21 protein-coding genes are annotated in these 23,998 nt (G+C 37.8%); 7 read left to right on the forward strand and 14 right to left on the reverse strand.

Translation table 11 applies throughout. The annotated features are described in order from the left end of the window. The first annotated feature begins 64 nt into the window (after positions 1-64). Entirely contained in the window at positions 65-943 is an 879-nt protein-coding gene (uvsE, locus tag QBK89_RS00980) for a UV DNA damage repair endonuclease UvsE (RefSeq protein ID WP_284139135.1), read from the forward strand. Positions 944-1,069: 126 nt separating this feature from the next. Here the strand turns inward: uvsE and QBK89_RS00985 are convergent, their stop codons facing one another. From QBK89_RS00985 to QBK89_RS01010, 6 genes are all read right to left on the reverse strand, one after another. Continuing rightward, the gene (locus tag QBK89_RS00985; protein WP_284139136.1) at positions 1,070-2,089 is read right to left on the reverse strand and encodes a LacI family DNA-binding transcriptional regulator; all 1,020 of its coding nucleotides are present in this window, start codon (positions 2,087-2,089) and stop codon (positions 1,070-1,072) included. Between the two features lie 206 nt (positions 2,090-2,295). Continuing rightward, positions 2,296-3,642, reverse strand: coding sequence for a C4-dicarboxylate transporter DcuC (gene dcuC / locus QBK89_RS00990; RefSeq protein ID WP_284139137.1), 1,347 nt, complete (start codon positions 3,640-3,642; stop codon positions 2,296-2,298). Between the two features lie 104 nt (positions 3,643-3,746). Continuing rightward, on the reverse strand, positions 3,747-4,667 hold the full coding sequence (gene rihC / locus QBK89_RS00995) for a ribonucleoside hydrolase RihC (protein WP_284139285.1): 921 nt from the start codon (positions 4,665-4,667) through the stop codon (positions 3,747-3,749). Next, entirely contained in the window at positions 4,660-5,586 is a 927-nt protein-coding gene (gene rbsK / locus QBK89_RS01000) for a ribokinase (protein WP_284139138.1), read from the reverse strand. The genes rihC and rbsK overlap by 8 nt, the downstream gene beginning before the upstream one ends. A gap of 417 nt (positions 5,587-6,003) precedes the next feature. After that, positions 6,004-6,459, reverse strand: a complete 456-nt coding sequence (locus QBK89_RS01005; protein WP_284139139.1) for an SRPBCC family protein — start codon at positions 6,457-6,459, stop codon at positions 6,004-6,006. A 48-nt stretch (positions 6,460-6,507) separates the two neighbouring features. Further along, positions 6,508-8,187 carry an FAD-dependent oxidoreductase gene (locus tag QBK89_RS01010; protein ID WP_284139140.1) on the reverse strand — a complete coding sequence of 560 codons (1,680 nt, stop codon included), beginning with the start codon at positions 8,185-8,187 and terminating at the stop codon, positions 6,508-6,510. 248 nt (positions 8,188-8,435) lie between these two features. Between QBK89_RS01010 and QBK89_RS01015 the strand changes: the two genes are divergently transcribed. Beyond that, a complete protein-coding gene (locus tag QBK89_RS01015) occupies positions 8,436-9,029 on the forward strand; it encodes a TetR/AcrR family transcriptional regulator (RefSeq protein ID WP_284139141.1) in 594 nt (197 codons plus the stop codon). A gap of 194 nt (positions 9,030-9,223) precedes the next feature. Beyond that, positions 9,224-10,450 (forward strand): DUF819 family protein, encoded by a 1,227-nt coding sequence (locus QBK89_RS01020; RefSeq protein WP_284139142.1) that lies wholly within the window; start codon positions 9,224-9,226, stop codon positions 10,448-10,450. 33 nt (positions 10,451-10,483) lie between these two features. Here the strand turns inward: QBK89_RS01020 and corA are convergent, their stop codons facing one another. Continuing rightward, positions 10,484-11,434 carry a magnesium/cobalt transporter CorA gene (corA, locus tag QBK89_RS01025; protein WP_284139143.1) on the reverse strand — a complete coding sequence of 317 codons (951 nt, stop codon included), beginning with the start codon at positions 11,432-11,434 and terminating at the stop codon, positions 10,484-10,486. 166 nt (positions 11,435-11,600) lie between these two features. On the opposite strand from corA, the gene QBK89_RS01030 reads away from it, so the two are divergent. Continuing rightward, entirely contained in the window at positions 11,601-12,440 is an 840-nt protein-coding gene (locus QBK89_RS01030; RefSeq protein WP_284139144.1) for an aldo/keto reductase, read from the forward strand. Between the two features lie 395 nt (positions 12,441-12,835). Here the strand turns inward: QBK89_RS01030 and QBK89_RS01035 are convergent, their stop codons facing one another. From QBK89_RS01035 to QBK89_RS01045, 3 genes are all read right to left on the reverse strand, one after another. Continuing rightward, the gene (locus tag QBK89_RS01035) at positions 12,836-13,084 is read right to left on the reverse strand and encodes a hypothetical protein (RefSeq protein ID WP_284139145.1); all 249 of its coding nucleotides are present in this window, start codon (positions 13,082-13,084) and stop codon (positions 12,836-12,838) included. Positions 13,085-13,298: 214 nt separating this feature from the next. After that, positions 13,299-13,757, reverse strand: a complete 459-nt coding sequence (locus QBK89_RS01040) for an SRPBCC family protein (RefSeq protein WP_284139146.1) — start codon at positions 13,755-13,757, stop codon at positions 13,299-13,301. A gap of 140 nt (positions 13,758-13,897) precedes the next feature. After that, a complete protein-coding gene (locus QBK89_RS01045) occupies positions 13,898-15,301 on the reverse strand; it encodes an NAD-dependent succinate-semialdehyde dehydrogenase (protein WP_284139147.1) in 1,404 nt (467 codons plus the stop codon). A gap of 478 nt (positions 15,302-15,779) precedes the next feature. Here QBK89_RS01045 and cyoE point away from each other — a divergent pair, with 478 nt between their 5' ends. From cyoE to QBK89_RS01060, 3 genes are all read left to right on the forward strand, one after another. Continuing rightward, on the forward strand, positions 15,780-16,709 hold the full coding sequence (cyoE, locus tag QBK89_RS01050; RefSeq protein WP_284139148.1) for a heme o synthase: 930 nt from the start codon (positions 15,780-15,782) through the stop codon (positions 16,707-16,709). Positions 16,710-16,860: 151 nt separating this feature from the next. Next, a complete protein-coding gene (locus tag QBK89_RS01055) occupies positions 16,861-17,712 on the forward strand; it encodes an N-acetylmuramoyl-L-alanine amidase (RefSeq protein WP_284139149.1) in 852 nt (283 codons plus the stop codon). A 279-nt stretch (positions 17,713-17,991) separates the two neighbouring features. Continuing rightward, positions 17,992-18,693: a Crp/Fnr family transcriptional regulator gene (locus QBK89_RS01060; RefSeq protein ID WP_284139150.1), complete on the forward strand. Its 702-nt coding sequence runs from the start codon at positions 17,992-17,994 to the stop codon at positions 18,691-18,693. Positions 18,694-18,735: 42 nt separating this feature from the next. On the opposite strand, the gene tatA is transcribed toward QBK89_RS01060, so the two are convergent. The 4 genes from tatA to nrfD all read right to left on the reverse strand — a co-directional run bounded on the left by tatA (position 18,736) and on the right by nrfD (position 23,988). After that, a complete protein-coding gene (gene tatA / locus QBK89_RS01065; RefSeq protein WP_284139151.1) occupies positions 18,736-18,912 on the reverse strand; it encodes a twin-arginine translocase TatA/TatE family subunit in 177 nt (58 codons plus the stop codon). A 21-nt stretch (positions 18,913-18,933) separates the two neighbouring features. Then, positions 18,934-19,533 (reverse strand): molecular chaperone TorD family protein, encoded by a 600-nt coding sequence (locus tag QBK89_RS01070; protein WP_284139152.1) that lies wholly within the window; start codon positions 19,531-19,533, stop codon positions 18,934-18,936. 73 nt (positions 19,534-19,606) lie between these two features. Next, entirely contained in the window at positions 19,607-22,714 is a 3,108-nt protein-coding gene (locus tag QBK89_RS01075) for a molybdopterin-dependent oxidoreductase (RefSeq protein WP_284139153.1), read from the reverse strand. Then, on the reverse strand, positions 22,711-23,988 hold the full coding sequence (gene nrfD, locus QBK89_RS01080) for an NrfD/PsrC family molybdoenzyme membrane anchor subunit (RefSeq protein ID WP_284139154.1): 1,278 nt from the start codon (positions 23,986-23,988) through the stop codon (positions 22,711-22,713). Before nrfD ends, QBK89_RS01075 begins: the two co-directional genes overlap by 4 nt. Positions 23,989-23,998 lie beyond the last annotated feature (10 nt).

Consider the following 23,998-nt stretch of genomic DNA (forward strand, 5'->3'; position numbering starts at 1 on the left):
AATATAGATTTGCAATATAAAGTTTTCATTAGGTTATTTTTTGATGAACAGGTGGAGAGATGATATGAAAATTGGTTATGCTTGCATAAATATGAGTTTAAAGAAAAAATTCCGAACATGTCGTGTTGCCACAGCAGAAAAAGAGGGTGTTCCCAAGCTAAAAGAGCTGACGTTGGAAAACCTGCGCTTAACAAAAGAAATTATTGAATGGAATATTGCCCATGGTATATATTTTTATCGCATAAGCAGTGATATCGTTGTTTTAGCAACACATCCAGTTAATACGTGGGATTGGGCGGAAGATCAGGATGTGCAAACAATCTGTAATGACATAAAAGCATTACAAGAAAAACATGGATTGCGATTGTCCATGCATCCTGGGCAATACAGTGTATTAAACTCACCACGAGCAGAAGTGGTTGAAAATACAATCGCTGATTTAAACTATCATGCTACCTTAATGGAGCTTACTGGTGCAACGGACATGATCCTTCATCTCGGAGGGAAGTATGGTGATAAAGAGGAAGCATTAGCACGATTAATGGAACAAACGAAGCGGCTACCAGCTAAAATTTTGCAGAAGCTGCGTTTTGAAAATGATGATAAAATTTTCGATTTAGAAGATGTGCTTTATGTATGTGAAGCTACAGGGATTCCAGCTTGCTTTGACATTCATCATCATTATTGTAATCCCGCAACAAAGGAGTTATCTGCATTACTTCCTGCTGTTTGGAAAACGTGGAAGCAAGGAGAAGTTCCAAAAGTGCACATTAGCTCAGGGAAGGAATTTCCCACTGATAGAAGGCATCATGATTATATATTTCCAGACGATTTTGACCGATTAATACACTATTTAAATGGTGCTGATGTTGATGTGATGGTGGAAGCAAAGCAAAAGGATCTCGCTGCGCTTCGTTTACAGCAATACATCGTTGAAAGATAAATAGTGTAAGGAGCATTGTCTCCATGAAAAAAGGCTGTGACAATGATCGCTTCTTAAAATGCGGTTGTCACAGCCTTATATGATTACTAAAGGATAGTGTTCCCTAAATGAGTGCTCTTGATTAATTTAAATCTCTTTTACACTATTTTTAACGACTAACCTTGGAGAAAGACAAAGACTTTCATATGATTTATTTGGGTCTTGTAGCTTGGAAAATAATAGTTGGACAGCATGTTTTCCTAATTGTTCTACATCCTGCTCGATAGAAGTAAGCTCTACACCGAAGACATATGGATAAATAGAATTATCATAACCAACAACTGAAAAGTCATCTGGAACACGCTTACCATTTTCATACACACTTTTTAAAAATCCTAGTGTCATCATATCGTTCGTAATAAATACAGCGGTAATATCCTTATCAAGTATTTGATTTCCTGCTTCATATCCACTGTCAATGCGGTAATCTCCTTGTAGCACATAGCCAGGCTTAATCGTACTATTGAATTCCTTCATTGCTTTATAATACCCACGAAGACGAAGGTTCCCGTTATAGGACATTTCCGAGCTTGCGATACAGGCAATTTTTCGGTGACCATTTTCTAAAAGGTGACGCACCGCCAAATAAGCGCCAAGCTCGTTGTCATACGTTATTTTGTCACAAGAAAGCTCTGGATAAATTCGGTCAATTAACACATACGGGATAGAAGCTTTACTTAATTTCTCTAACCGATCGATTATTTCAGTATTATCGCTATAGGATGAATCACTTGGAATGATAAACATTCCTTCTACAGAACGAGAAGCAAGTAAATTAATTAGTTCTAAGTCGTTGTCGTATTCGTTGTTTGAATTAACAATCATCAGCATATAGCCTTTTTCACGACAATATGCTTCTATGTTTTTTGCTAATGAGGAAAAGAATATATTTTCAATATCTGGAATAATTAAGCCTAATGTTTGTGTTTTCTTTGTTACTAGGCTTCTAGCGATTTGATTTGCTGAGTAGTTGTATTCCTCGGCGATTTCCTTTATTTTCTTACGCTTTTCATTTGATATTCGACATGGTCGATTATTTAAGACGAGCGAAACTGCACTCGGGGATACGTTTGCTTTTTTGGCAATATCCTTAATCGTGATTTTCATTATGCATAGGCCTCTTTCTATCCAATATTAAAAAGCACCTTTTTAAAGGATTCCATTCTATTATCGGCGAATAAAGCCTAAATGGCAATGTAAAAAGTCCAACTCACGATTCCGAAAACGGACAAAGCTTCTAAGTAGCATAGGCTATCCTTTCTCTAATAAACAAACAGAGGGGGAAGAATCCCGCCTCTGTTTAACGTTTCATTTTATAAGAAAAAAATCATTGATAGTATAAACATGAACACGACACCAGAGATCATTGGGACGGATGTTCGCTTAATAATATCTAATGGATCGAGCTTTAATGTACCCGCAATTATGAGAACAACGGCAGCTACAGGTGATACTGCTCTAAATAAGTTTCCTGCTAGTCCCATCGGAATGGAAATAGCAATTGGGCTAATTCCTGCTGCTTCTGCAAGTGGAACCATTAAAGGAACCATTGCGAAGAACAACGCAATTCCACTACCACTTAATAATACAATTAATGCCGTAAGGGCAACCATAATTAATGGAAGGATAAAGGATACATTGCCACCTTGCAAGTGCCCCATGGATTGCTGAAGCTCGTTAATTAATCCAATCGATTTTAAACCTGTTACAAAAACAGATGCTGCAACAATTAATGCAACGATTGGGAATACTTTCCCCATGCCTTCGAAAAACTTTTCCGTATTGGAGAGTACTGCCTTATCGCCTTTGTGACGAATTAATTCACAAATAATTGCCAGGATGAGTGATACTAAAACAGCTGATTCGACACCGATAGAAATCGTTATGCCAGCTGTTAATTCTAGGATAAACGAAATAAGAAGTAAAATTATTGGAAATACAGGAAGAATACCATATACTGCTTTGAAAAGGGATCCGCCTTTAATTTCGTCTACTTTTTGCACTTCAATTTCTTCGTGATGTCCAGTGTGTTCCAGCTTCTTGTCCATTCGTTTTTGCCATAAATAGTGTACGAGTGCTATGAAAAGAAGGGTCGGTAAAGATACGATAGCATGATAACTAAATACATAGTTGGTAACATTCATATCCGCGAACTGCGCATATTTTGCAAGTTCTTCAGCGATTGCTACATTGTCACTTCCAAGTGGTGTTGGAATAATCGTTGCTGATGTTGCAATAATTGCAGCAATGGTCAATGTAGACATTTTCGCTTGTTTTAAAACAGGATACAATGTTGCTAATAATAGAATAGCTAATGTTGATGCACTTGGAATAACTAAGGAAAGTAGATTTCCTAATAGAAACACGATGGGAACGAGTACATATACAGATTTGACCTTGCCAATCGGTTTTGTCAATAATTGTACCGTAACATCATTAGCACCGATGGATGTCATATATGCCGTGTATCCACCAAGTATTAAAATAATCAACCCGGCTTTACTAAAGGTATCCTTAAACTGCTCAACAATGACCTGTAGTGGATCGAGTAGTGGAGAGCCGGTTGATTCAAAGTCTTTGATAGCAATATCGTTCCCCATCCCAATACTGATTAAAATAAGAACAATCCCCATCATAAATAATGCGATTTTAATATCCATTTTTTAAATTAGCATATATCCGAGAATTACAACAGCTAATATAGCTGAACTATACATAATGATATCCTGCATAAGGAATCATACCTCCTTTATTATATCTGTAATTAGTTACATTTTTTCAGACTTTCCATAAACCATTTCTTGAATTCATCTGGATTAATATCGATACAAACCTTTGCATTTACTTCTTTTCCAAGATATCCTTTTAAGTCGACAACTGTACAACCCGCCGTTAATGTACCGTTTAGTTCAACATCAACATGTGTGTCAACTGCTTCAAACATGGAAGGTTGGAGCAAGTAAGCTATCGCTGAGCTATCATACATTTTAAGTCCTGTTTTCATACTTCCGCCACGATATTTTTGGAAAAGATGAAAAATCATATTTCCTGTTTTGTTCATATCCTTTAGCTTTTGACTATCCTCTGGATAAACAAGCGCTTTCAAACCAACATCAAGTCCAACCATTACGATTGGGATCCCGCTATTAAAGACAATCTTCGCAGCTTCTGGATCGGCAAAAATATTAAATTCTGCCATAACACCTGCATTTCCTCTGCTTGCTGAACCACCCATAAGAACAATTTCTTGAATGTTCGTTGTTACCTCTGGATAGAGACGAAGTAAAAGTGCAATATTCGTTAGTGGTCCAATTGGAACGATTGTGATCGGCTCTTTACTCGACATGATTTCTTTATGCATGGCATTAACCGCGTGATCGCTTAGAAGCTTGTTTGGCTCCGGCTCTTCAAATTCATATCCATCCATTCCTGTTTCGCCATGAATATTGCTAGCATCAATCGGCGCTTTAATAAGTGGTCTGTTCGCCCCAGCAGCAACAGGAACATCTTTTTCAAAGAACTTCATGAGTCTGAGTGCATTATAGGTTACTTTTTCCAAGCTTACATTACCTGCAACTGTTGTGATTAAACGAACGTCGAGTTCTTCACTGTACAATGCAATTGCTAAGGCAACAGCATCATCTATACCAGGATCTGTATCAATAATGATTGGTCTTTTATTCATCATGTTTTTCCTCCTTAAATTGTTCTACTTCTTCTTTATATGGAATAGATTCTTGTGCACCTTGTTTAGAGATGGTGATTGCAGCAGCCTTTGTCGCATATTGCATACTTTCTTTTATTGGTCGTCCCATAGCAAGAGAGCTAGCGAGCGTTCCAATATACGTATCGCCGGCAGCTGTCGTATCAACACTTGTGACTTGCATACTAGGAACAAAAATAAATTGTTGGTGACTTCCAAAAACGCTTCCATTTGCACCAAGCGTTATGATAACGGATTGGACGCCATGTTCAAGATAGTATTCTATCGATTTTTTGCAATCGCTTTCTGTTTCTGGATAGATATTTGTTAACATTTGATTTTCCCACTGATTAACAACCAACAAATCAATTTCCTTGTAAAGTGTGATTGGTATTTGCTTTGCAGGTGCTGGATTAAAAATCGTATACAAGCCATGTCTTTTTGCAGTAGTAATTGCATTTACAACTGTATCGAAATCGCTTTCAAACTGGGTTAAGAATATATCTCCTTCTTTGGTGAGTGTGTTTATAGCGTTTAAGATATCGGTATTATTCGTAATATAATTTGCTCCTGCACTAAGAATAATGCGATTATCTCCTTTATGTCGTGTAATAATGGCTACTCCTGTGGACGCTTCCTTCGTTTTCGTTACGTTTTGGCAATCCACACCATAGCTGTTTAATGCAGAAACTAGCTGATTGCCAAAGATGTCATCGCCAACAGTACCAATCATAAAGGTAGATGCCCCATTTTTCTGGGCTGCCACTGCCTGGTTTGCTCCCTTCCCACCAGGAGTCATATAAAAATCTTTGCCGTCAATAGTTTCTCCATTTCGTGGCATTTGTTCTGCCTCAATAGACAAATCCATATTTAAACTGCCAAACACGAGGATTTTTTTCATGCTTCATGCTCCTCTCAACAATGGTAAAACGTTTTATCAGTTAAGTTTACCACCATGATTTAATTTACGTCAATATTTTTTAGCGACTTTTTTTTACCAGTAAAAACTTTTATCTTCCCCCACATATAACTGGCGGTATTTCTCCAATTAGTCTATGAGACGATAATAAAGCGATAAATAGTGAGTTAAGTTGTTAATAAATGTCCGATTCTGTTTTAGTTCGCGACCAGTGGGGAACCCCTTGACTGGTTGAAGTTTCACTTTATGATTAGAATTACCAATCGGTATGATATTATTTGTTAGGATGGAGATAAGCGTCATTCATTTTCACGGAGCGGGACAAATTAGAAGTTCTAAATAACGAAGGATCTTCAAATAAAAAAGCATGCACCTGTTTTAAGGTACATGCTTCATCGTTTATTTAGCGACAGTTTCTTCTTCAACAATTTTGTTGCAAACTGCTTCGGTTAATTCTTTTGCTGTTTTTGGAACAAAGGACTTAAGAATGGAGTTAATCATTGGCCCCATCATTCCTTTGGCAGTAATATCAAGATTACCAGTTACCTTTGTTTGCGTGTCTGAAATTTTTTCTGCTTCGAAATAACCATCTCCAGCAAAATTCTCATTAATTCCAGATAAATCAAATGTTACAGTTGTTGGTTCAATCCATTCTTTAATATTAATTTTAAGAGATACAGTCTTTTGCATAATACCGATATCACCTTTAAATTTCCAAGTTGATTCTCGATCATTAATAATATTGTGTTCAATATATCCTGGTACTAATGGAGCCCATTTATTCATATCGCTCACAAAGCTCCAAATATTTTCAATAGGGATGTCTAATACAATTTCGTGTGTTCCACTAGGCATGAAAAATTCCTCCTTGAGTTTTGTCGATGTTATTTTAGTAAATATTATTTACGCAATGGTTAGTTCTACTGGACTGTTTCCACCAAAATCTTTATCTTCCGCTTTTCCCACTGCGATTCCTGCTAAATAGCCGAATGTTAGAGCAGGTCCAATCGTTCCTCCTGCACCTGGATAGGCTGGTCCAAGTACTCCCATTGCGGCGTTTCCAGCTGCATATAACCCTGGAATTAGTTCTCCACGTAGGCTGATAACTTGTCCATGCTCATTAATGCGAGGACCACCATTTGTTCCTAATGCCCCACTATAAATCGGTAATGCATAAAATGGGCCATCTTCAATTGGTCCAATGTTTCCTTGAGGTCCTTGGAAACCAGCAAGCATTTGCTCAAAGTATTGGGTTCCACGATGGAAATCAGGATCTTCTAGATTTTTAGCGTTTTCATTAAAACGCTTTACAGTTGCTTCTAACCCGTCCGCGTCTACGCCAATCATTTCCGCAAGCTCACGAATTGATTCCGCTTGTGGCACCCAATCAGGAGCATCCTCACCAGGAGCCATCGTTAAAATTAGCTTGTTATCCTTTAAATTACGATCAAAAACTAACCATACTGGTCCTTCGTTCGGTAAGGATTGTGTAACTGCGTCATGAGCATAAAACGATTTTGGCATATCCATATATGTAGCGCCTTCATTTACAAAACGCTTTCCGTGTTTGTTGACAATAATCGAATGCGCTAGTCCACGACCACTACCCGTTTGATTAAAGACATGACCTTGATATTCAATGGTTGGATCGACCATTGCAGGAGACCACCATGCTTCACTCATGTTACCTAATGCAGCTCCTGCTTCCATAGCCATAATTAGTCCATCTCCCTCATTGCCAGGAGGTGACATTGGATGTGTAACTTCTCCTTTTAGGAACGTACGAACTAATTGCTTGTTCCATTCAAAGCCCCCGGAAGCAATTACAACACCTTTACGAGCCGCAAAATAAATCGATTTGCCATGCTGTTCGGCACGAACGCCAACAATCTCTCCATGGTCATTTTGAATGAGCTCTTTTGCAGGTGTTTCGGTAATGATTTCAATGCCACGATCAAGACAGGCTTTTAATAGTGCGCCTACTAGTGATCGTCCCATTGTTGCAATATTGTTTTCCATACGTTCTGCGATTAAATTAAAGTCTGCTTTTGTTGGGTCACCTGCTCCGCCTTCTTCTAATGTAAGCGGCGGAAAGATAGGGTGACGACGAAGTTTATCTGCCCATTCTCCAATTTGTGCTAATTCAAATGGCAGTGGATCAAGGGAACGCCCTTCTCTTTTTCCACCTTCTAAATTCGCATAATAATCTCCGTAAAATCTTGGCACTTTAAACCGTACAGGAGTATGATCATGCAAGTAGTCAATCATTTTTCTTCCTTCTTCGATAAAAACATCAACTAATTCAGGATCTGGAGCTTTACCATACGTAATATGATCTAAATATTTTTTTGCATCTTCTTTAGAATCCTCTACACCAATTTCCGCCATGTAACGGTTCATTGGTATCCATGGAATTCCACCTGAAAAAGCAGTTGTACCACCGATTTGATCGGCTTTTTCGAGTACAATAACCTTTGCCCCTTGGTCGTGTGCTAGAATGGCAGATGTAAGTGCAGTACCACCACTACCAACAACAACAACGTCTGTCTCAACATTCCAGTTGATTTCTTTGTTTGATAACATGCTTTCCCCTCCCATTTATATAAGCAAATATGCATAATAAAATGATGGCAACACTATGAGACAAATTCACTAGATAAATAGTTATTCTAATTAATGCAAATTTTACTTTATAGACATAGTGTTGTCGTATATAATGATAGCAGATAGAGATTTACAAACAATAAACACTTTTGGAAAAGATGATGCTTTATAGGCAATTTGAACCAAAATGATCACTACAAATCGGTAATAAGACAGAGGGGGATAAAATGTCTATTAGAATGGACCCGCGTGTAAGGCGGACAAAGGATTTGTTTGAAGCAGCTCTGCTTGATTTAATGGAAGAAAAAGAATATGATAAAATATCTGTGCAGGAGATCGCTAGAAAGTCAACATTAAATCGAGCTACCTTTTATTTGCATTATTATGATAAAAATGAACTTCTACAGCAGCTTTTAGACAAGGCAATAAAAGAGCTAGAAGAAAGTATTAAGGTGCAGGCTTTCGAATTTACTTATAAATATGATGAGCCACATCCGACATTTATTCGTTTATTTGAAAAAATGATGGAACGAAGTCGATTCTATAAAATTATGCTGGCAGAAGAAAAGGTGCCATATTTTACAGAGCGAGTTGTAAAAATAATTGAGATTTTTGTAAGGAATGGAATTCAGCAAATGGAACAGGATGGAATTGAATTTACGATACCGAAAGAAATTAGTGTTGCATATGGATCTAGCGCTATTTTGGGGGTAATCATATGGTGGCTTAAAAATGACATGCCTTATACGCCTAAATATATGTCTAGTCAGCTTACATTAACGTCAACCATTGGTCCATATGTTCGAAGCCCATATGTTTAGATGATGTTACGTTGACTTAAAGCAGGGGAAATCCCTGTTTTTTTCTTTTGTTGGCAAATATTTAATGGACTAATACATAAAAATGAATGGAGTCACAAGAATTGATTGCGCATTGTAATCCATAGCATATAAAATAAAATAGTGCATTTATTTAATTTCAATAGTACGTTAAATCATAAAAGGAGGACAAGGAGATGATTTTCTCCATTATTAAAGCCGATGACACGATAACGTTATGGGGAATAATAATTGTTTGGGCGTCTGTTAGTATTTATTTGGAACAACGTTTTCAATGGGCATCCAAAATATCGGGTGCGATTATTGCGCTTATTGGTGCGATAATTATGTCAAACACAGGATTCATTCCGACTGAATCTACTGTTTATGATGCGGTTTGGGGAATTATTGTGCCGTTAGCCATTCCGTTATTGCTTTTTCAAGTTAATTTACGAAAGATATGGCGAGAAAGCGGAAAGCTTGTTCTATTATTTTTATTAAGCTCGATTGGAACGGTTGCTGGTACCATTATTAGTTTTTTTCTTTTACGAGACCATATACCATTCCTAGACAAGATTGCGGGTATGATCAGTGCCTCTTATATTGGTGGTGGTGTGAATTTTGCTGCCATGGCTGCGAAATTTGATACACCAGGTGAGTGGGTTTCTGCTACGGTTGTCGCCGATAACTTGATGATGGCGGCTTACTTTGTCGTTTTAATGATGATTCCTGCATTGACGTTTTTTAGGAAAAGGTTTACTACTCCACATATCAATCAAGTGGAAATTGCGACTGACGCAGAAAACGGGAAGACACTTTCAGAACGCTTTTGGAAGCGCAAGGAGATGTCATTAAAGGATATTGCACTATCTGTTGGAACAGCTTATTTGCTAGTTATCCTCTCCTTTAAATTGGCTGGAGTGTTCGATAAAGTCATCCCATCTGGTGAAAATGTTTCGTTCATATTAAATGTGTTAAATGGACTTTTGGGTGATGCCTTTTTAATGCTGACGACGTTAACCTTTATAGCTTTATTCTTTTTTCCTAAGTACTTTGATAAAATGCGAGGAAGCCAAGAAATTGGTACATATTTAATTTATTTGTTTTTCGTCGTAATTGGCATCCCTGCATCTATCCCATTAATCATTCAAAATGCACCACTTTTATTGGTATTTGTTTTTATTATTGTATTGATTAATATGCTTGTATCATTTGCTGCTGGAAAGCTTGTAAAGGGAAATTTGGAGGATATTATCGTTGCAAGTAACGCGAATATCGGCGGTCCTACAACTGCAGCAGCATTAGCAATTGCTAAGGGCTGGAAGGATTTAGTTGGACCAATATTAGTAGTAGGAACATTAGGCTACATTATAGGTAATTATATTGGTACTATTTTAGGAATGTGGTTTTCTGGGTTATTGTAATTGTAGGGAGAAAAGGCTGGAGTGGAGTTTTTATTATCCAAACCAGCCTTTTTTCTTAAACCATAAAATCATCAGGATGGTAATTATCGACATGAGGATCCAAATAATGAGATAACCATATTGCCATTGTAGCTCGGGCATGTGAACGAAATTCATTCCGTAAATCCCAACTATAAACGTTAATGGTGCGAAAATAGAAGTGATTACTGTTAATATTTGTATTACTTTATTTTGCTGGTAAGAGTTAATAGAAATGAAATTATCTCGAATATCGTTTGTTAATTCACGATTAGAGTAGATCATTTCAGAGAGCTTTAAGAGATGATCATAGATATCTGTAAAATAAGCTCTTCGTTCCTGAATGCCTTCTAAATGATGTGAATTTAGGATGCGGTAAAAAAGATCTCGAATTGGATTAATGGCATGCCGCAGTTCTAATAATTCATGGCGAAGGTCGAAAAGATTCTTGAGGAGCACATGCATTGTTTCGTTATCAGGATTGTTTTCAACCGCATTAATCCGATCCTCTAGTCGATAAATGATTGGAAAATAATTGTCGACAACATTATCCATAATTTCGTAAAAAACACGATGTTCATCCCAATCTAATACATTTTTTGGGGTGAAAAGCTGGTTCCATACATCATTAATTTCTTGCAGATCTTTTTTATGAAAGGTAACAATATAGCATTCTCCGATAAAGAAGTTTATTTCAAATTGATTGAAGTGCTGTGGACCAATTGTATGCGTAACAAAAAAAGAAAAGTCATCGTAATAATCAAGCTTTGGTCGTTGATTTCCTTGAATACAATCCTCGACTGCTAATGGATGGAAGTGTAATTCTGTTTCTAGTAATGTAATCTCGTCTTTATTTGGTTGATAGAAATCGATCCACCACCAACGATAGGTATCAGCATGTAGCGCTTCTAATGGAACATTTGTAATACGTTCATTGTTATATGTGATTGCTACGGTTTGGATCATAGCCTGTTCTCCTTTGTTATACGGATTTTAATCGATACTATTAATACCACATGCTTTTCTAAATTATCTATTTCCCGATTTCAAGGAAAAGTATGCGAATGTTGTTTGATAATTTTCAGCTTCATCGATATGATACAGAGATAAGAGAAAGTAGGAGGGATGCTTGATGATTTCGCATTTGGCGGATACGATCACCTTGAACAATGGAGTGAAAATGCCTGGAGTTGGACTTGGCGTATATAAGGTGGAAAATGGTCCAACAGTAGAACAGGCAGTGAAAGTTGCGCTTGATTATGGCTATCGAAGTGTTGATACCGCTTCTTTTTATGGAAATGAGGAAGGGATTGGAAAGGCGTTAGCTGAAGTTAATATCCCGCGTGATCAATTATTTATTACATCTAAAGTATGGAATGATGAGCAGGGCTATGATGCGGCACAGGAAGCATTTCATCGTAGTCTTCAGAGGCTCGGTCTAGATTATTTAGATTTGTATCTTATCCATTGGCCTGTAAAAGGCATGTATAAAGATACGTGGCAAGCACTAGAAGCACTTTACGAAGAAGGAAAAGTTCGGGCAATCGGTGTTAGTAATTTTCATATCCATCATCTACAAGATTTGCTAAAAGAGAGCCAAATTACCCCTGCTGTAAATCAAGTAGAATATCATCCGCATTTAACACAGGAGCCGTTAAAGGCCTTTTGTGAAAAGCAAGGCATTCAATTAGAGGCCTGGTCTCCGTTAAAGCGAGGCAGGCTGTTAGAGGAGCCGACAATTAAAGATCTAGCTAATAAATACGGCAAAACACCCGCACAAATTATTTTGCGCTGGAACGTCCAGCATCGTGTTATTACCATTCCGAAGTCAATCCATCCAGAAAGAATCAAGGAAAATGGAAATGTATTCGATTTTTCACTTACCGAACATGATATGCAATTACTAGATCGTTTAAACCGAGATGATCGAAGTGGAACAAATCCAGATTCGTTTGATACGGATCATAAGTGAGAGGGTAGGGAATTGTGGTGAATAAAAACCCGACCGCGAAGTGCGGTCGGTAAAGGATAACACTATTTAAACTTGCTTCCTCTGTTTTTAGCACGGAGCTTTTTTAGCAGTTCTTTAGAAGTGTTTGCTGCCTTTATTCCAGCTTCGTTGTTAAGTGCACTAATTTCATAGCTCCCATATCAAAATAGGAATTTACTTTACAAATTGTGGCATTCTTTCATGAAGTAATTGTAATTGGTGAATAGGGGAAGCAAGCCATAAAAAAGGCGTGCCATTATGGCGACTTAATCACCATAAAATGAGCACGCTTTTTTGAAACAGAGAATGCTGTCCGTATCTAAGTATTAAGGTCTGTTCTCTATTAGAAAACAGGTAAAGTATCTTTATGTTGCACGCTATAAAACACCGTTGTCCATCATTTCTACGACATCATCAATCGAAAAGTTTCGACCTCGTAAAATGTCTAATTTCGTTTGCACATATTTTTGTGCTAGCTTGGTGTTGGTCTTAGAAGGCTGTTTCATTGGTTCCGGTTCTTCTACCAGGGAAAGGAAATAACGTTTATTATCTATTTCGATGACTGTATGATTTTGGTGTACAATGTCTTTGATTAATTTTGCTTCGCTTCTTTTTAGTTTCCTCACAGCAATTCAACCTCCAATTTTAAAAAAGTGGCTTACGAGACGTCGGATTATATTGTTATCTAGAACGTGTGAGCAATTAGTCATTAATTCCTATATAAATATACCCTATTAAGATAAAGATAAACATTATTTTTTATAAAAGATACGAAGTTTTAAGATTATCTATGGGGGTAGTTTGATGAATTCTAGAAAAAAGCAGTTCTTTTGTATCAGTTTATGTTAATGCAAGACGTTGGTAGGAGGCGAGCTTTTTTTCAATTGCTTTTGTTAATTCCATCGTTGTTTTTGGCACGAGCGACTTTAAGACAGGATTTGCAACCGGTGCTTTGAACCCTTTTGCAGTAATATTGAGAGAGGAAGTAACATTTGTTTTCGATTGATTTATCGGGGTTGCTTGAAAATAACCATTTCCTTTAAAATTTTCATTTAGTCCAACTAGGTCAAATGTAATTAAGGTTGGTTCTTTCCACTCTGTAATTTCTACTCCCATGTAAATCGTCTTTTGTATAATGCCTAAGTCTCCTTTGAACTTCCAAGTTGACTGTTTTTCATTTAGCTTTTTATGTTCGACATACCCATTTATTAATGGAGCCCAATTATCCATATCACTTACAAACGAAAACACACTGAATATAGGAACATTCATTGACATCTCATGCGTTCCATGTGGCATCAATATCTCCTCCTTAAAAAATAAACGACCTTATAGCATATGAACAGGAAAGAGGTTTTAGAAGTGAAAATGTGATAAAGAAAAAGATAATAAGAAAGGACTGAAACAAATGCTTCTGTTTTGTATCAGTCCTGTTTTCTCTATCCATTAAATGAAAGGCCACCTATGGACATATATTTCGTTTCTAAATACGGTTCAATACCTTCTATGCCACCTTCTCGTCCTAGACCGCTTTCTTTCATACCACCGAAAGGAGCATGTGCGGCAGAAGGTCCGCCATCATTCCACCCGATAATACCAAATTTCAAGTGATCATGTAGATACGTCCCTAGTCTATAATCACTCGTGAAAAAGTAAGCAGCAAGGCCGAATGGCGTAGAATTAGCTAGTTCAACTGCTTCTTCAGCTGTTGAAAAAGTTAAAATTGGTGCAACAGGTCCAAACGTTTCTTCATGCATGATTGTCATATCGGTTGTAACTTCTGTTAAAACGGTTGGTTGAATAAAGAAATAACCTTCTGATTCATTGGTTTCAAACGAATTTCCTATTTTCGCTGTTGCCCCTTTTTCTATTGCATCCTTTATTTGATCTGTTATTTTCTCAAAGCCTTGTTTATTAATAATTGGACCAATATCTGTTCCATCATCTAATCCATTTCCGACCTTTAGCTTTTCTACCTCTTGTATAAACTTTTCTGTAAATGTGTTGACTACATCTTCATGGACAATAATTCGATTTGCGCACACGCATGTTTGACCAGCATTACGAAATTTGGATGCGACTGCTTGCTTTGCGGCAAGATCTAAATCAGCATCTTTTGCAACGATGAGTGGGGCATGGCCTCCAAGCTCCATGGTCACATGTTTTACCGTATTTGCGCTATTTTTTATAAGCGATTTCCCTACAGCAGTTGAACCAGTGAATGTAATTTTTCGAACTGCTTCACTTTCGGTAAAGATGGAACCAATATCACTTCCTTTACCATTGACATATTGAATAACATCCTTGGGAATACCAGCTTCATGGGCAAGCTCAATAAATTTCATCCCAGTTAAAGGTGTTTCTGATGCTGGTTTAACAATAAAGGTACATCCTGCGGCTAATGCTGGTGCAGCTTTTCTAGCCATCATGGCAGCTGGGAAGTTCCATGGTGTAATCGCTGCAACTAAACCGATTGGCTCCTTTGTTACGATAATTCGTTTGGAGCCGTCATTCGCAGGAATTGTTCTACCATATATTCTTTTTGCTTCCTCGGCATACCATTCTAAATAATCTACGGAATAATCTACCTCCCCGAGTGATTCCTTTAATGGTTTTCCATTTTCCAATGTCATTAAGTTTGCAAGTTCTTGCTTATGGTTCATAACAACTTGTGCCCAGTTTTTTAATAATTGTGCCCGTTTATGTGCATTTGTTTTTGACCAGTTGAAAAAAGCGTTTGCTCCTTTATTAATTGCTGTTCGGATTTCTGACTCTGAATGCATTTGCACCGAATCAATTATTTCTCCTGTTGCTGGATTTGTAACATCTATTTTACGTTCCATATCGAAGCTCCTTTCTTGTAAATGAGGAAGGTTCTTTCTGATTTATTTCCCTGTATTATTCATAATAAACGTTGGAATTTGTCAAATGAATTAATTAAGGTGATGTCAAACAGAAGTAGAGAAATGAAATGGAATTACTCCTCATGTAACTGTTGGTAAAAACACTATAAATTGGAAATCGAAATGAAGAAACAGAGAATAAGTAGATAATCAAATTGGATGTTGATTATCCGATTCTATTTTTTAACTATCTGTAAGTGATGAAATAAGTCCTGCTACTTGAGGCTTATCTTTAGAGACAAGCTTTTTTCTAAAGTGTTCACTTGTGAAAAAAATGTCGAATATTGCCCGGGAAATAATTATCGAGCAATGATAAATTCTTTCTTGAAGTGTTTCAGTAGTAGGCGAAGAATGTGGATTCATGTTACACTATTTACGGAAAAGAAAGGTATGATGATAGAAGATAGGGGGAAGTAAGGTGTCGAAGGACGGAAATACAATTGTTAAAGGAACAGAAGGAAATAAGGTTTTACTTAATGAAGCTCCTTCATCGGTCCTTTCAGATATAAAATCGTTAATTAAATTTGTAGTTTTAATGCTCAATGTACTACCAGTGCTCACAGGGTTTTTATTGGCGCTCCATTATTCAAATCAGGAGTTGTCGGCTTATTGGATGACACTTCTATTTACGATTGTTGGTAGTACTTTAATCATGGCTGGTGCATTAATTATTAATAATTGGTATGAAGTCGATCTTGATAGAAAAATGAAGCGTACAATCATGCGACCAACTGTTACTGGCAGCATTTCGATGAAAACCATTTTGATAATGGGGATTACTTCTACATTAGTAGGATTTATCATTCTTTCCTTTACTACGTTAGAATCCGTGCTATATGCATTTATTGGATGGTTTACGTATGTTGTTTTATATACATTTTGGTCAAAGCGGAAATATACGTTAAATACTATTATAGGGAGTGTCTCTGGTGCTGTAACGCCGTTAATTGGATGGGGAGCGGTTGAATCAAGCTTTCACATTGTACCAATCATGCTGTTTATTATTTTATTTATTTGGCAGGTTCCACACACGTTCTCTATTGCAATGCGAAGATTTGATGATTATAAGGCAGCGGGTGTTCCAATGCTACCAGTTGTTGGTGGCTTTGAAATGACAAAGCGACAAACCGTAATTTATATTGCAGGGCTTTTACCAACTCCGTTTTTTCTTAGTTCGTTAGGAATCGGTTTTGTTATCGTTGCTTCTATAATGAATGTGATTTGGCTTGGTTTCGCAATTGCTGGATTTTGGATGAAGGATGATATTAAATGGGCCAATATAATATTTAAATCGTCATTAGTTTATTTATCCTTTTTGTTTTTAATCATGATCTTTCTCTCTATTTGACCAAATATTAGTAGCGCAATTCGTATGTTATTGTACATAAGAATTGCGCTTTTATTTTGCCCCGTATTATTGCTTTTTTTCGATTATTATTATGACCATGGTCGAAGGAAGGCATGCATGTTTAAAAAAATAACTAGTAGGAGGAAGCGAAATGACAAAAATTTTTATTGATCCAGGTCATGGTGGATCAGATCCTGGTGCAACTGCAAACGGTTTACAGGAAAAGGATGTTACACTCGCTATTGCCCTAAAGCTAGGAAATATTTTAAACAATGAATATGAGGGGCATACACTAAAATTTTCACGTACAACCGATGTTACTGTTTCATTATCAACGCGAACAAATATGGCAAATAACTGGGGTGCCAATTATTTAGTGTCGATTCATATTAATGCTGGGGGCGGAACAGGCTTTGAATCGTATATTCATAATGGCAGCTATAGTGGAAAGGCCGAAACAAATCGTTTGCGTGGATATATTCATGACGCAGTAGTCTCAAGCACAGGCTTTAGAGATCGAGGCAAGAAGGAAGCAAATTTCCATATGCTGCGAGAATCAAATATGAAAGCAGTATTAACAGAAAATGGGTTTGTTGATTTTTTAGATGATGCAAATAAACTAAAGCAAAATTCCTTTTTAGAAAAAATTGCCCGTGGACACGCCAGTGGGCTTGCACGAGCATTTGGATTAACGCCGAAAAGCGGTGGCACACAAATTCATATCGTACAGCAGGGAGATACACTTTGGAGTATTGCTCAGCTTTATCAAACAACGGTAAACAGACTGCTTGAATTAAATCCAGGGATTGACCCAGATCGCTTGCAAATTGGACAAGAAGTTGTTGTAAGTGGTCAAGCACCAAGATACCACACCGTAGTAGAAGGGGATACATTATGGCGTATTTCACAAATGTATAATACAACGGTTGATAATTTAATAGCCTTAAACCCAGGGATTGATCCACAACGATTACAAGTAGGCGATCTCATAAGAGTAAGCTAGATTATTATAATAATAGAAGCTGAAATCATAAAGGCTGTCTCAATCTTTGTTGAGACAGTCTTTGTCTAATTTGAAGTGAGAGTTGCACCTTTTACAATAACTCATAAAAAATATACTATGATGATAATTCGTTTAACTAGCTATTTAAGTTAGAAAACGATATTCTTTTAATAATTGTATTGTTTCCTGACATATATTCACGTAATATGGACTTTATGGATGATAAACAAACATACCAGTAGGAAAAAGTACTTTGTTGCTTGTTAAAGGGGGGCTATAATGACAGATTCTTGCCATGGTTCCAATCAGACCTTAGCATTGAAAGAGCTTTTGAATTCAATTGATCGAATTGCAGAGATCAAGAAGAATTCCTATTTGTTTGCTGAAGGAGATCCGGTAAACGAATTGTATATACTAAGATCTGGAAAAGTACAAATTAGTAAACTTTCTCCAACTGGAAAAGAATTGGCGCTTCGCCTTTGTAAACCAGGAGATATTGTTGGAGAGCTTCCGATGCAGCAGGAGAATGTGAAATACATTCTAAATGCAAAGGTGCTTGAGGATGGAGAAGTTGCTGTCATCCAAAATGCGACCTTAGAGGAAAAGCTGCTGCAAAATAGTAAGCTAGCAGTTGATTTCCTTAAACTAATGAATGAATATTCAAGAAGGGATCAGACAAGATTTCGTGACCTTGTTTTATATGGAAAAAAAGGTGCGCTTTTTTCAACGCTCATTCGGCTTGCGAATAGTTATGGAAAAACACAGCAGAACGGAATACTTATCGATCATGTCATAACAAATCAAGAACTGGCTAATTTTTGCGGTACTTCACGGGAAAGTGTAAATCGTATGTTAAGTGATCTAAAACAGCAACAAATTATTTCTGTAAACCGAAAATATATTACAATACATAATCTAGAGTACTTAAAAACGGAAATCAATTGTGAGGATTGTCCTGTTGTTTTGTGTTGTATTCATTAAACAGAAAGAGTGCCTGCAAAAGGCACTCTTTTTCATGCGTACTTATTCTTTTTCCTCTTTTTTCTTGTCGTCACTCATCAAGTCATTTGTTGCATTTTTAAATTCTTTTAACGTTGAACCAGCGGCTTTTCCAATCTCAGGTAGCTTGGATGGTCCAAAGATAATAAGTGCAATAATAAGAACGAGAATTAACCCTGGAATTCCGATATTTGCTAGCATGTCACCACTCCTCTTTAAATTTTAAGTTGTTGGAACTTGCACTAACGCTTCCATTTGATCCATATAGTAGGGAAGAAACGCTTGGAAAAATGGATCAGATAGCTTTTGGTGATTCGTTTTCCAAAGGGCTTGAAGTGCAGGCGCTAAATGATCTTGATACATTTCGTGTTGCACATTTTGTAGTTGCTGCAATAATTCTTCATCGTTTGCTTGAATTGCCTTTACCTCTTCATTGGTTGCGGCTGCAATAAATGCAGTAATGCTTCCAATGTGATCAGGAAATTCTTCCTTTTCCAATGGATAGTAAAACCCAATACGGTCAAAAGCTCCGATAAGACATAGCAGTGATTGCTTTGCTTCTTGATCATCTTCCTCTGACTTGTCTTGATAGGTCGAGAGATATGGTGGAATAAAATAATCTCCAGGTATTGAGAAATAGTTATCGCGCCATAGTGCAGTAGATTCCCGATCGTAGTGCTTGTGAAAAGGAAATTCGAGTGCAAGCTGATCTGGTAGCTGCTGCATTGTTTCTTCATATTTATCCCAATCCCCAAGCCATATATGCGTAAATATATGGCTTAGGAGTTGTTTTCCGTATGCTTCTTCCAATGTAGGAAGCATCGGCAAAACCCCCTTTTAAATCCGAATTAATTCGATGTTGTTTCACAGAGTTTCCATGTTTGTTTTGTGCGTGTTACGCTTTTTTGATATCAACAAACATGTCTAATTGTCCAGGTGATCCACCAATTTCATCATAAATGGCACCGTTCTTCACAACAGGGTCTAATTCAGTTAGTTTATTGACGACAAATCCTTCGCCACGTCCTCCTGGATAGCCTGCTTCTTCATGCATCGGCGTTTTAAAGGTAAATGGTGTATGGTTATAGGTTGGAAGTGCTTTATCCTTTTTCCCATCAACCGTTTGCTGTGTTACACCATATCCTTGCTGTCCCATATTGTAGGCAGAACCGATAACGCCTGGCGCAATTCCATTTGTTACATAAACAGTTCCTTTTAATTCAATATTTCCATTGAAAATAGAAACGGTATCGCCAGTTTTAATGTTACGTTTTCTTGCATCACTTGGATTCATCCAAATATAGTTATCGGAACGAACTTCACGCAGCCAAGCACTACTAATATTTCGGTATGTTCCGATGTTGCGTGCCTTCCAGTTTATATATTGGAAAGGCTGCTTGGAATTAATTGGTTTGCGATTAAATGTTTTGATTTCCTCGAAAATAGGGATTCCTTCAAATGGTTTTCCATTAAAGGAGTTTTTTCCTCCTGCCACACCTTCATCATAAAAGTCTGCCTGACCACCGTAGCTATATTTTACATGATTTCCTACATACTCATTGCCAGCTTCTTCAAATCGACCACCACGGTTGAGTACATAGACTACCTTTGCCCATTCATCTGGTTTTACTGCTTTTTTCCAGCGTTCTAAGTCAAAGTATTTTCCGAGTGCGTTTTTTCTAGCTTTTTCAAATATCGCCATTTCACGTGAGGATGCATTTGGTACTGGCTTTTCATCAAATGCGATGTTTGCCACACGTTTAATATAAAAGTCTTCTTCAATATGAAGGGCACTACCGTCTGGGAATGCGTTGTCTCCATATCCTGGAAGCTGAAGCATTTTAGCGATTTCAATGACGCTATTTTCAAAGGAACGAATATTTGGAAATACACGTGTAACTGGTTGATACACACTTGCAAGCTTCGTTGTAATGTTCGGATAGATTGCTTCTCTTCCCCATCTTTCAAGATATGTTGTATCAGGTAAGATAAAGTCCGCATACTTTGAAGTATCTCCGATTTGCACATCAGATGCAACATAAAGTTGAATAATATCTTGATCACGAAGAGCTTGTTCTTGAATTTGTCCATTTGGTGCAGATAACACCGGTGACATCCGATGGGTAACTAACGCTTTTATGGCATATGGATATTTTTCTAGGGCACTTGGCAGTACATCGCCAATTGTTTGCCCGCTATATGGGAACCACGGTCTTTTTGCTGGATAGCCATCCTTTGCAAATAATGTAGAAGCCTCATATTTTGATTGGTATCGCCCAATCGGAATCCCCCAGGCTTTTTTACCATTTGGAACTGTAAGTAGATCATATTTTCCGGTGAATTCTTTATAAAATGCACCAGTTGTTATGTTTCCGCCTTTCCAATCATAGCTCCCGATAAGGTGGTTCAGCATCGCAATTAGTCGTTGCGTATAATAGCCATTTTCATGCATTGCTGGTCCTCTATAAGCCATTATTGCTGCTCGTTTCCCGTAAGAGGTAAAACGCTTTGCTAACTGGACAATTTGTTCCTTTGGTAATGTGGTGATTGCTGCATACTCATCAATTGTCTGCTCCATTGTTCTTTCCTTATAAAGCTGAAAGGCAGTTTTTACTTTAAGTCCTTTTAATTTGCCATCATACAAAAGGGAACCAGTGTCTGCTTGATCATGTGGTACAGGCTTTCCGTTCTGAATGACGACGAATTGCTCCTCGGTTCCGATACCAATGTCACTTGCACGTAGTTTAGGTTTTTTCGGATCGCTTAGATTTACGAGATGGGTTGCATCACTCCATGTAGGCTCGCCATCTACTTCAGCTGCTTTTTTGTTTGGATTTGTAAGATATGTTTCATCATACCATTCTTTCTCAATGATGGTTCTTCCGATAGCTAAAGCAAGTGCTCCATCTGTTCCTGGCTTTACTGGAAGCCACATATGCGCTTTTTCGGCAGTTTTACTGAGGCGTGGATCGATTACCGCCATTTGCATGCCATTTTCAATCGCATTTGTTAGTTTGGGAGCAAGCCAGGTAGGTCCTTTATTTGCAACCATCGGGTTTGTACCCCATACGATAAGGAATAGTGTATTCTCAATATCCGCATATTGTCGTTTCTTCTTTTTCTCACTGGCAGAGTACGAGCGAACATTCCCAGTAACAGAGCTTATTCCACAAATGCCACCATGGTGATAATAGTTTTTACTTCCTACACTTTGTAGAATGAAACGTTCCATAAAGTCTCGACGATCTCCGACCATGAAAGCGACTTGGTTAACCTTTGGTCCAAAATCCGGATGGTTCGTATTGATTAACTTATCTTTATATTTATTATCAAACGCCTCAAATTCCATTTCTTTGTTTGTTACTTTTTCCCAGTCGCTCATTACTTCTTCTTCAGGGACGTATGCCATTAAGTCTTTTAATCCTGGTGTATTTAAGTCTTTGCTTCCATTTACGATTTCGTCATACGCTTGCTCCCAAGAGACCGTCTTCCATTTTCCGCTTCCTCTTGGTCCAACACGCTTTAATGGGTTTTTTACGCGATATGCATCGTAAGCCGTTTGAATACCAGCTTGCCCTTTCAAACAAATACGCCCTCCGCGGTTTCCACGGCCAAATCGTTTTACATCTCCTGTCCCTTTTACAGCATCGTCGACAGCAGTTCCATAGGCAATGGCACCGTATGGGACCATGTTAAGTGGACTATATTGGTTTCCTGCAATTTTACGAATGATAGAAGTGTAAGGACCTTGCTTGTTTCCATCTGTTATATAAGCTTTAATCGTACAGTAAGTGTTACATTGTTCACAAGTTGTGAAAATAACATTTTCTGCTCCATAGTCTTGGAAGTCAGTTCCATAGCCGTGTCCGTCATCTATCCATACTCCGTTTACGACTTGCTTTACGGGTCCGATGAATGCGGGTCCGATAGCAGCTACAGCACCGAATGCTCCAAGGGCTTTTAAAAATTTTCTTCGGTTCATTGATTTATTTTCCACGCTCATCCCTCCAATTTCTCCGCATGTTGCGTATCTTCAAGTGGCAGAAGTCTATCTCCGATTGTGAAGATAAGTAAGCCCATGGCAACTATACCGATGCTTACCATCCATTCATTAAAGGTTGGGAAGTAGTTCCCTGCTGGTCTGCCCTCAAAAACCGGTACAATTTGAGATGGAACGACAATATTGAATCGAACACCGATAATACCAATAACAACGAGAATACCCGCGATTAATAAAGCATTGATATTTGTTGCGGTTTTCTTATAAAAGACAAGGAATATTGGGACGACAGCTCCGAGGAACATTTGCACTCCCCAAAATGACCAGCTGTAACTACTCCCCATCATCGTACCTAGGCTTTGTAAGTGTGAATGTTCTAAGCCATATAAACCGACAAGGTATTCGTAAAATTGTAGTAGTAGGTCAATAAATAGGAACGCAATCATCATTTTAGCAAGGGAGACAACCATTCCTTGATCAATTTCTTTGCCAGTAACCTTTGTTTTAATAATATAGATTGCTAAGAGTAATGCAGTCCCCGATACCATTGCTGATACAACAAAGATAATAGGGAATATCCCTGTATTCCAAGAAGCACGCGCACTAACGACGGCGAAGATTGCACCTGTTCCCCCGTGAACACCAAGAATGGCTAGTGGAATTCCAATCGTGCCAAGGATTTTCATCCAGCGATGGTCTCTTTTTTTCGTATGTTCATTGATTGTACTGTTCTTGAATGTTAACATGCGAGCAATTTTCCCTCTGATACTATCGACCTTTGTTAGTCGAACGAGATCTTCACGCATGGCAATGTAAAGCTCTGCTACAAGTAAAGAAATGTAAACCACATAAAAGTGTATTTCCCATGCAAGAATACTCGTTACATTCCAGTGGATAAGTGCATTCATAAAGCGTTCAGGACGACCAAGGTCCATTAAAACGAAAGTAAGTGCAATAATCATACATACAACCGCAGTGAAAAGAGCCATTTTACCTACTCGTTCGTATTGATCCATACCGAATACGAAAATCAATGTTGAAAGTAGGAAGGATCCTGCGCTTAGCCCAACGAAAAAGATATAAAATGCAATCCATGCACCCCATGGTGTGATGGATGATAGATTCGTCGTTGTTAATCCAAGAATAAGTCGCTCAATTATGAAATAACCACCAATAGCAAAGAGGACGAGTAAAATACCAATCCACCATTTAAATAGTGGGTTTGAGGCCTTCGAATTTTCCTTTAGTGGTTCTTGTTTAGCTATGCCTTGCATCATGTTTTCACCT

This window comes from Virgibacillus sp. LDC-1 (assembly GCF_030137545.1).
Taxonomy (GTDB): Bacteria; Bacillota; Bacilli; order Bacillales; family Amphibacillaceae; genus LDC-1.

Coding starts and splice junctions, on each gene's coding strand:
- uvsE (WP_284139135.1), top strand. CDS start 65: ATGAAAATTGGTTATGCTTGCATAAATATGAGTTTAAAGAAAAAATTC.
- QBK89_RS00985 (WP_284139136.1), bottom strand. CDS start 2,089: ATGAAAATCACGATTAAGGATATTGCCAAAAAAGCAAACGTATCCCCG.
- dcuC (WP_284139137.1), bottom strand. CDS start 3,642: ATGGATATTAAAATCGCATTATTTATGATGGGGATTGTTCTTATTTTA.
- rihC (WP_284139285.1), bottom strand. CDS start 4,667: ATGAATAAAAGACCAATCATTATTGATACAGATCCTGGTATAGATGAT.
- rbsK (WP_284139138.1), bottom strand. CDS start 5,586: ATGAAAAAAATCCTCGTGTTTGGCAGTTTAAATATGGATTTGTCTATT.
- QBK89_RS01005 (WP_284139139.1), bottom strand. CDS start 6,459: ATGCCTAGTGGAACACACGAAATTGTATTAGACATCCCTATTGAAAAT.
- QBK89_RS01010 (WP_284139140.1), bottom strand. CDS start 8,187: ATGTTATCAAACAAAGAAATCAACTGGAATGTTGAGACAGACGTTGTT.
- QBK89_RS01015 (WP_284139141.1), top strand. CDS start 8,436: ATGTCTATTAGAATGGACCCGCGTGTAAGGCGGACAAAGGATTTGTTT.
- QBK89_RS01020 (WP_284139142.1), top strand. CDS start 9,224: ATGATTTTCTCCATTATTAAAGCCGATGACACGATAACGTTATGGGGA.
- corA (WP_284139143.1), bottom strand. CDS start 11,434: ATGATCCAAACCGTAGCAATCACATATAACAATGAACGTATTACAAAT.
- QBK89_RS01030 (WP_284139144.1), top strand. CDS start 11,601: ATGATTTCGCATTTGGCGGATACGATCACCTTGAACAATGGAGTGAAA.
- QBK89_RS01040 (WP_284139146.1), bottom strand. CDS start 13,757: ATGCCACATGGAACGCATGAGATGTCAATGAATGTTCCTATATTCAGT.
- QBK89_RS01045 (WP_284139147.1), bottom strand. CDS start 15,301: ATGGAACGTAAAATAGATGTTACAAATCCAGCAACAGGAGAAATAATT.
- QBK89_RS01055 (WP_284139149.1), top strand. CDS start 16,861: ATGACAAAAATTTTTATTGATCCAGGTCATGGTGGATCAGATCCTGGT.
- QBK89_RS01060 (WP_284139150.1), top strand. CDS start 17,992: ATGACAGATTCTTGCCATGGTTCCAATCAGACCTTAGCATTGAAAGAG.
- tatA (WP_284139151.1), bottom strand. CDS start 18,912: ATGCTAGCAAATATCGGAATTCCAGGGTTAATTCTCGTTCTTATTATT.
- QBK89_RS01070 (WP_284139152.1), bottom strand. CDS start 19,533: ATGCTTCCTACATTGGAAGAAGCATACGGAAAACAACTCCTAAGCCAT.
- QBK89_RS01075 (WP_284139153.1), bottom strand. CDS start 22,714: ATGAGCGTGGAAAATAAATCAATGAACCGAAGAAAATTTTTAAAAGCC.
- nrfD (WP_284139154.1), bottom strand. CDS start 23,988: ATGATGCAAGGCATAGCTAAACAAGAACCACTAAAGGAAAATTCGAAG.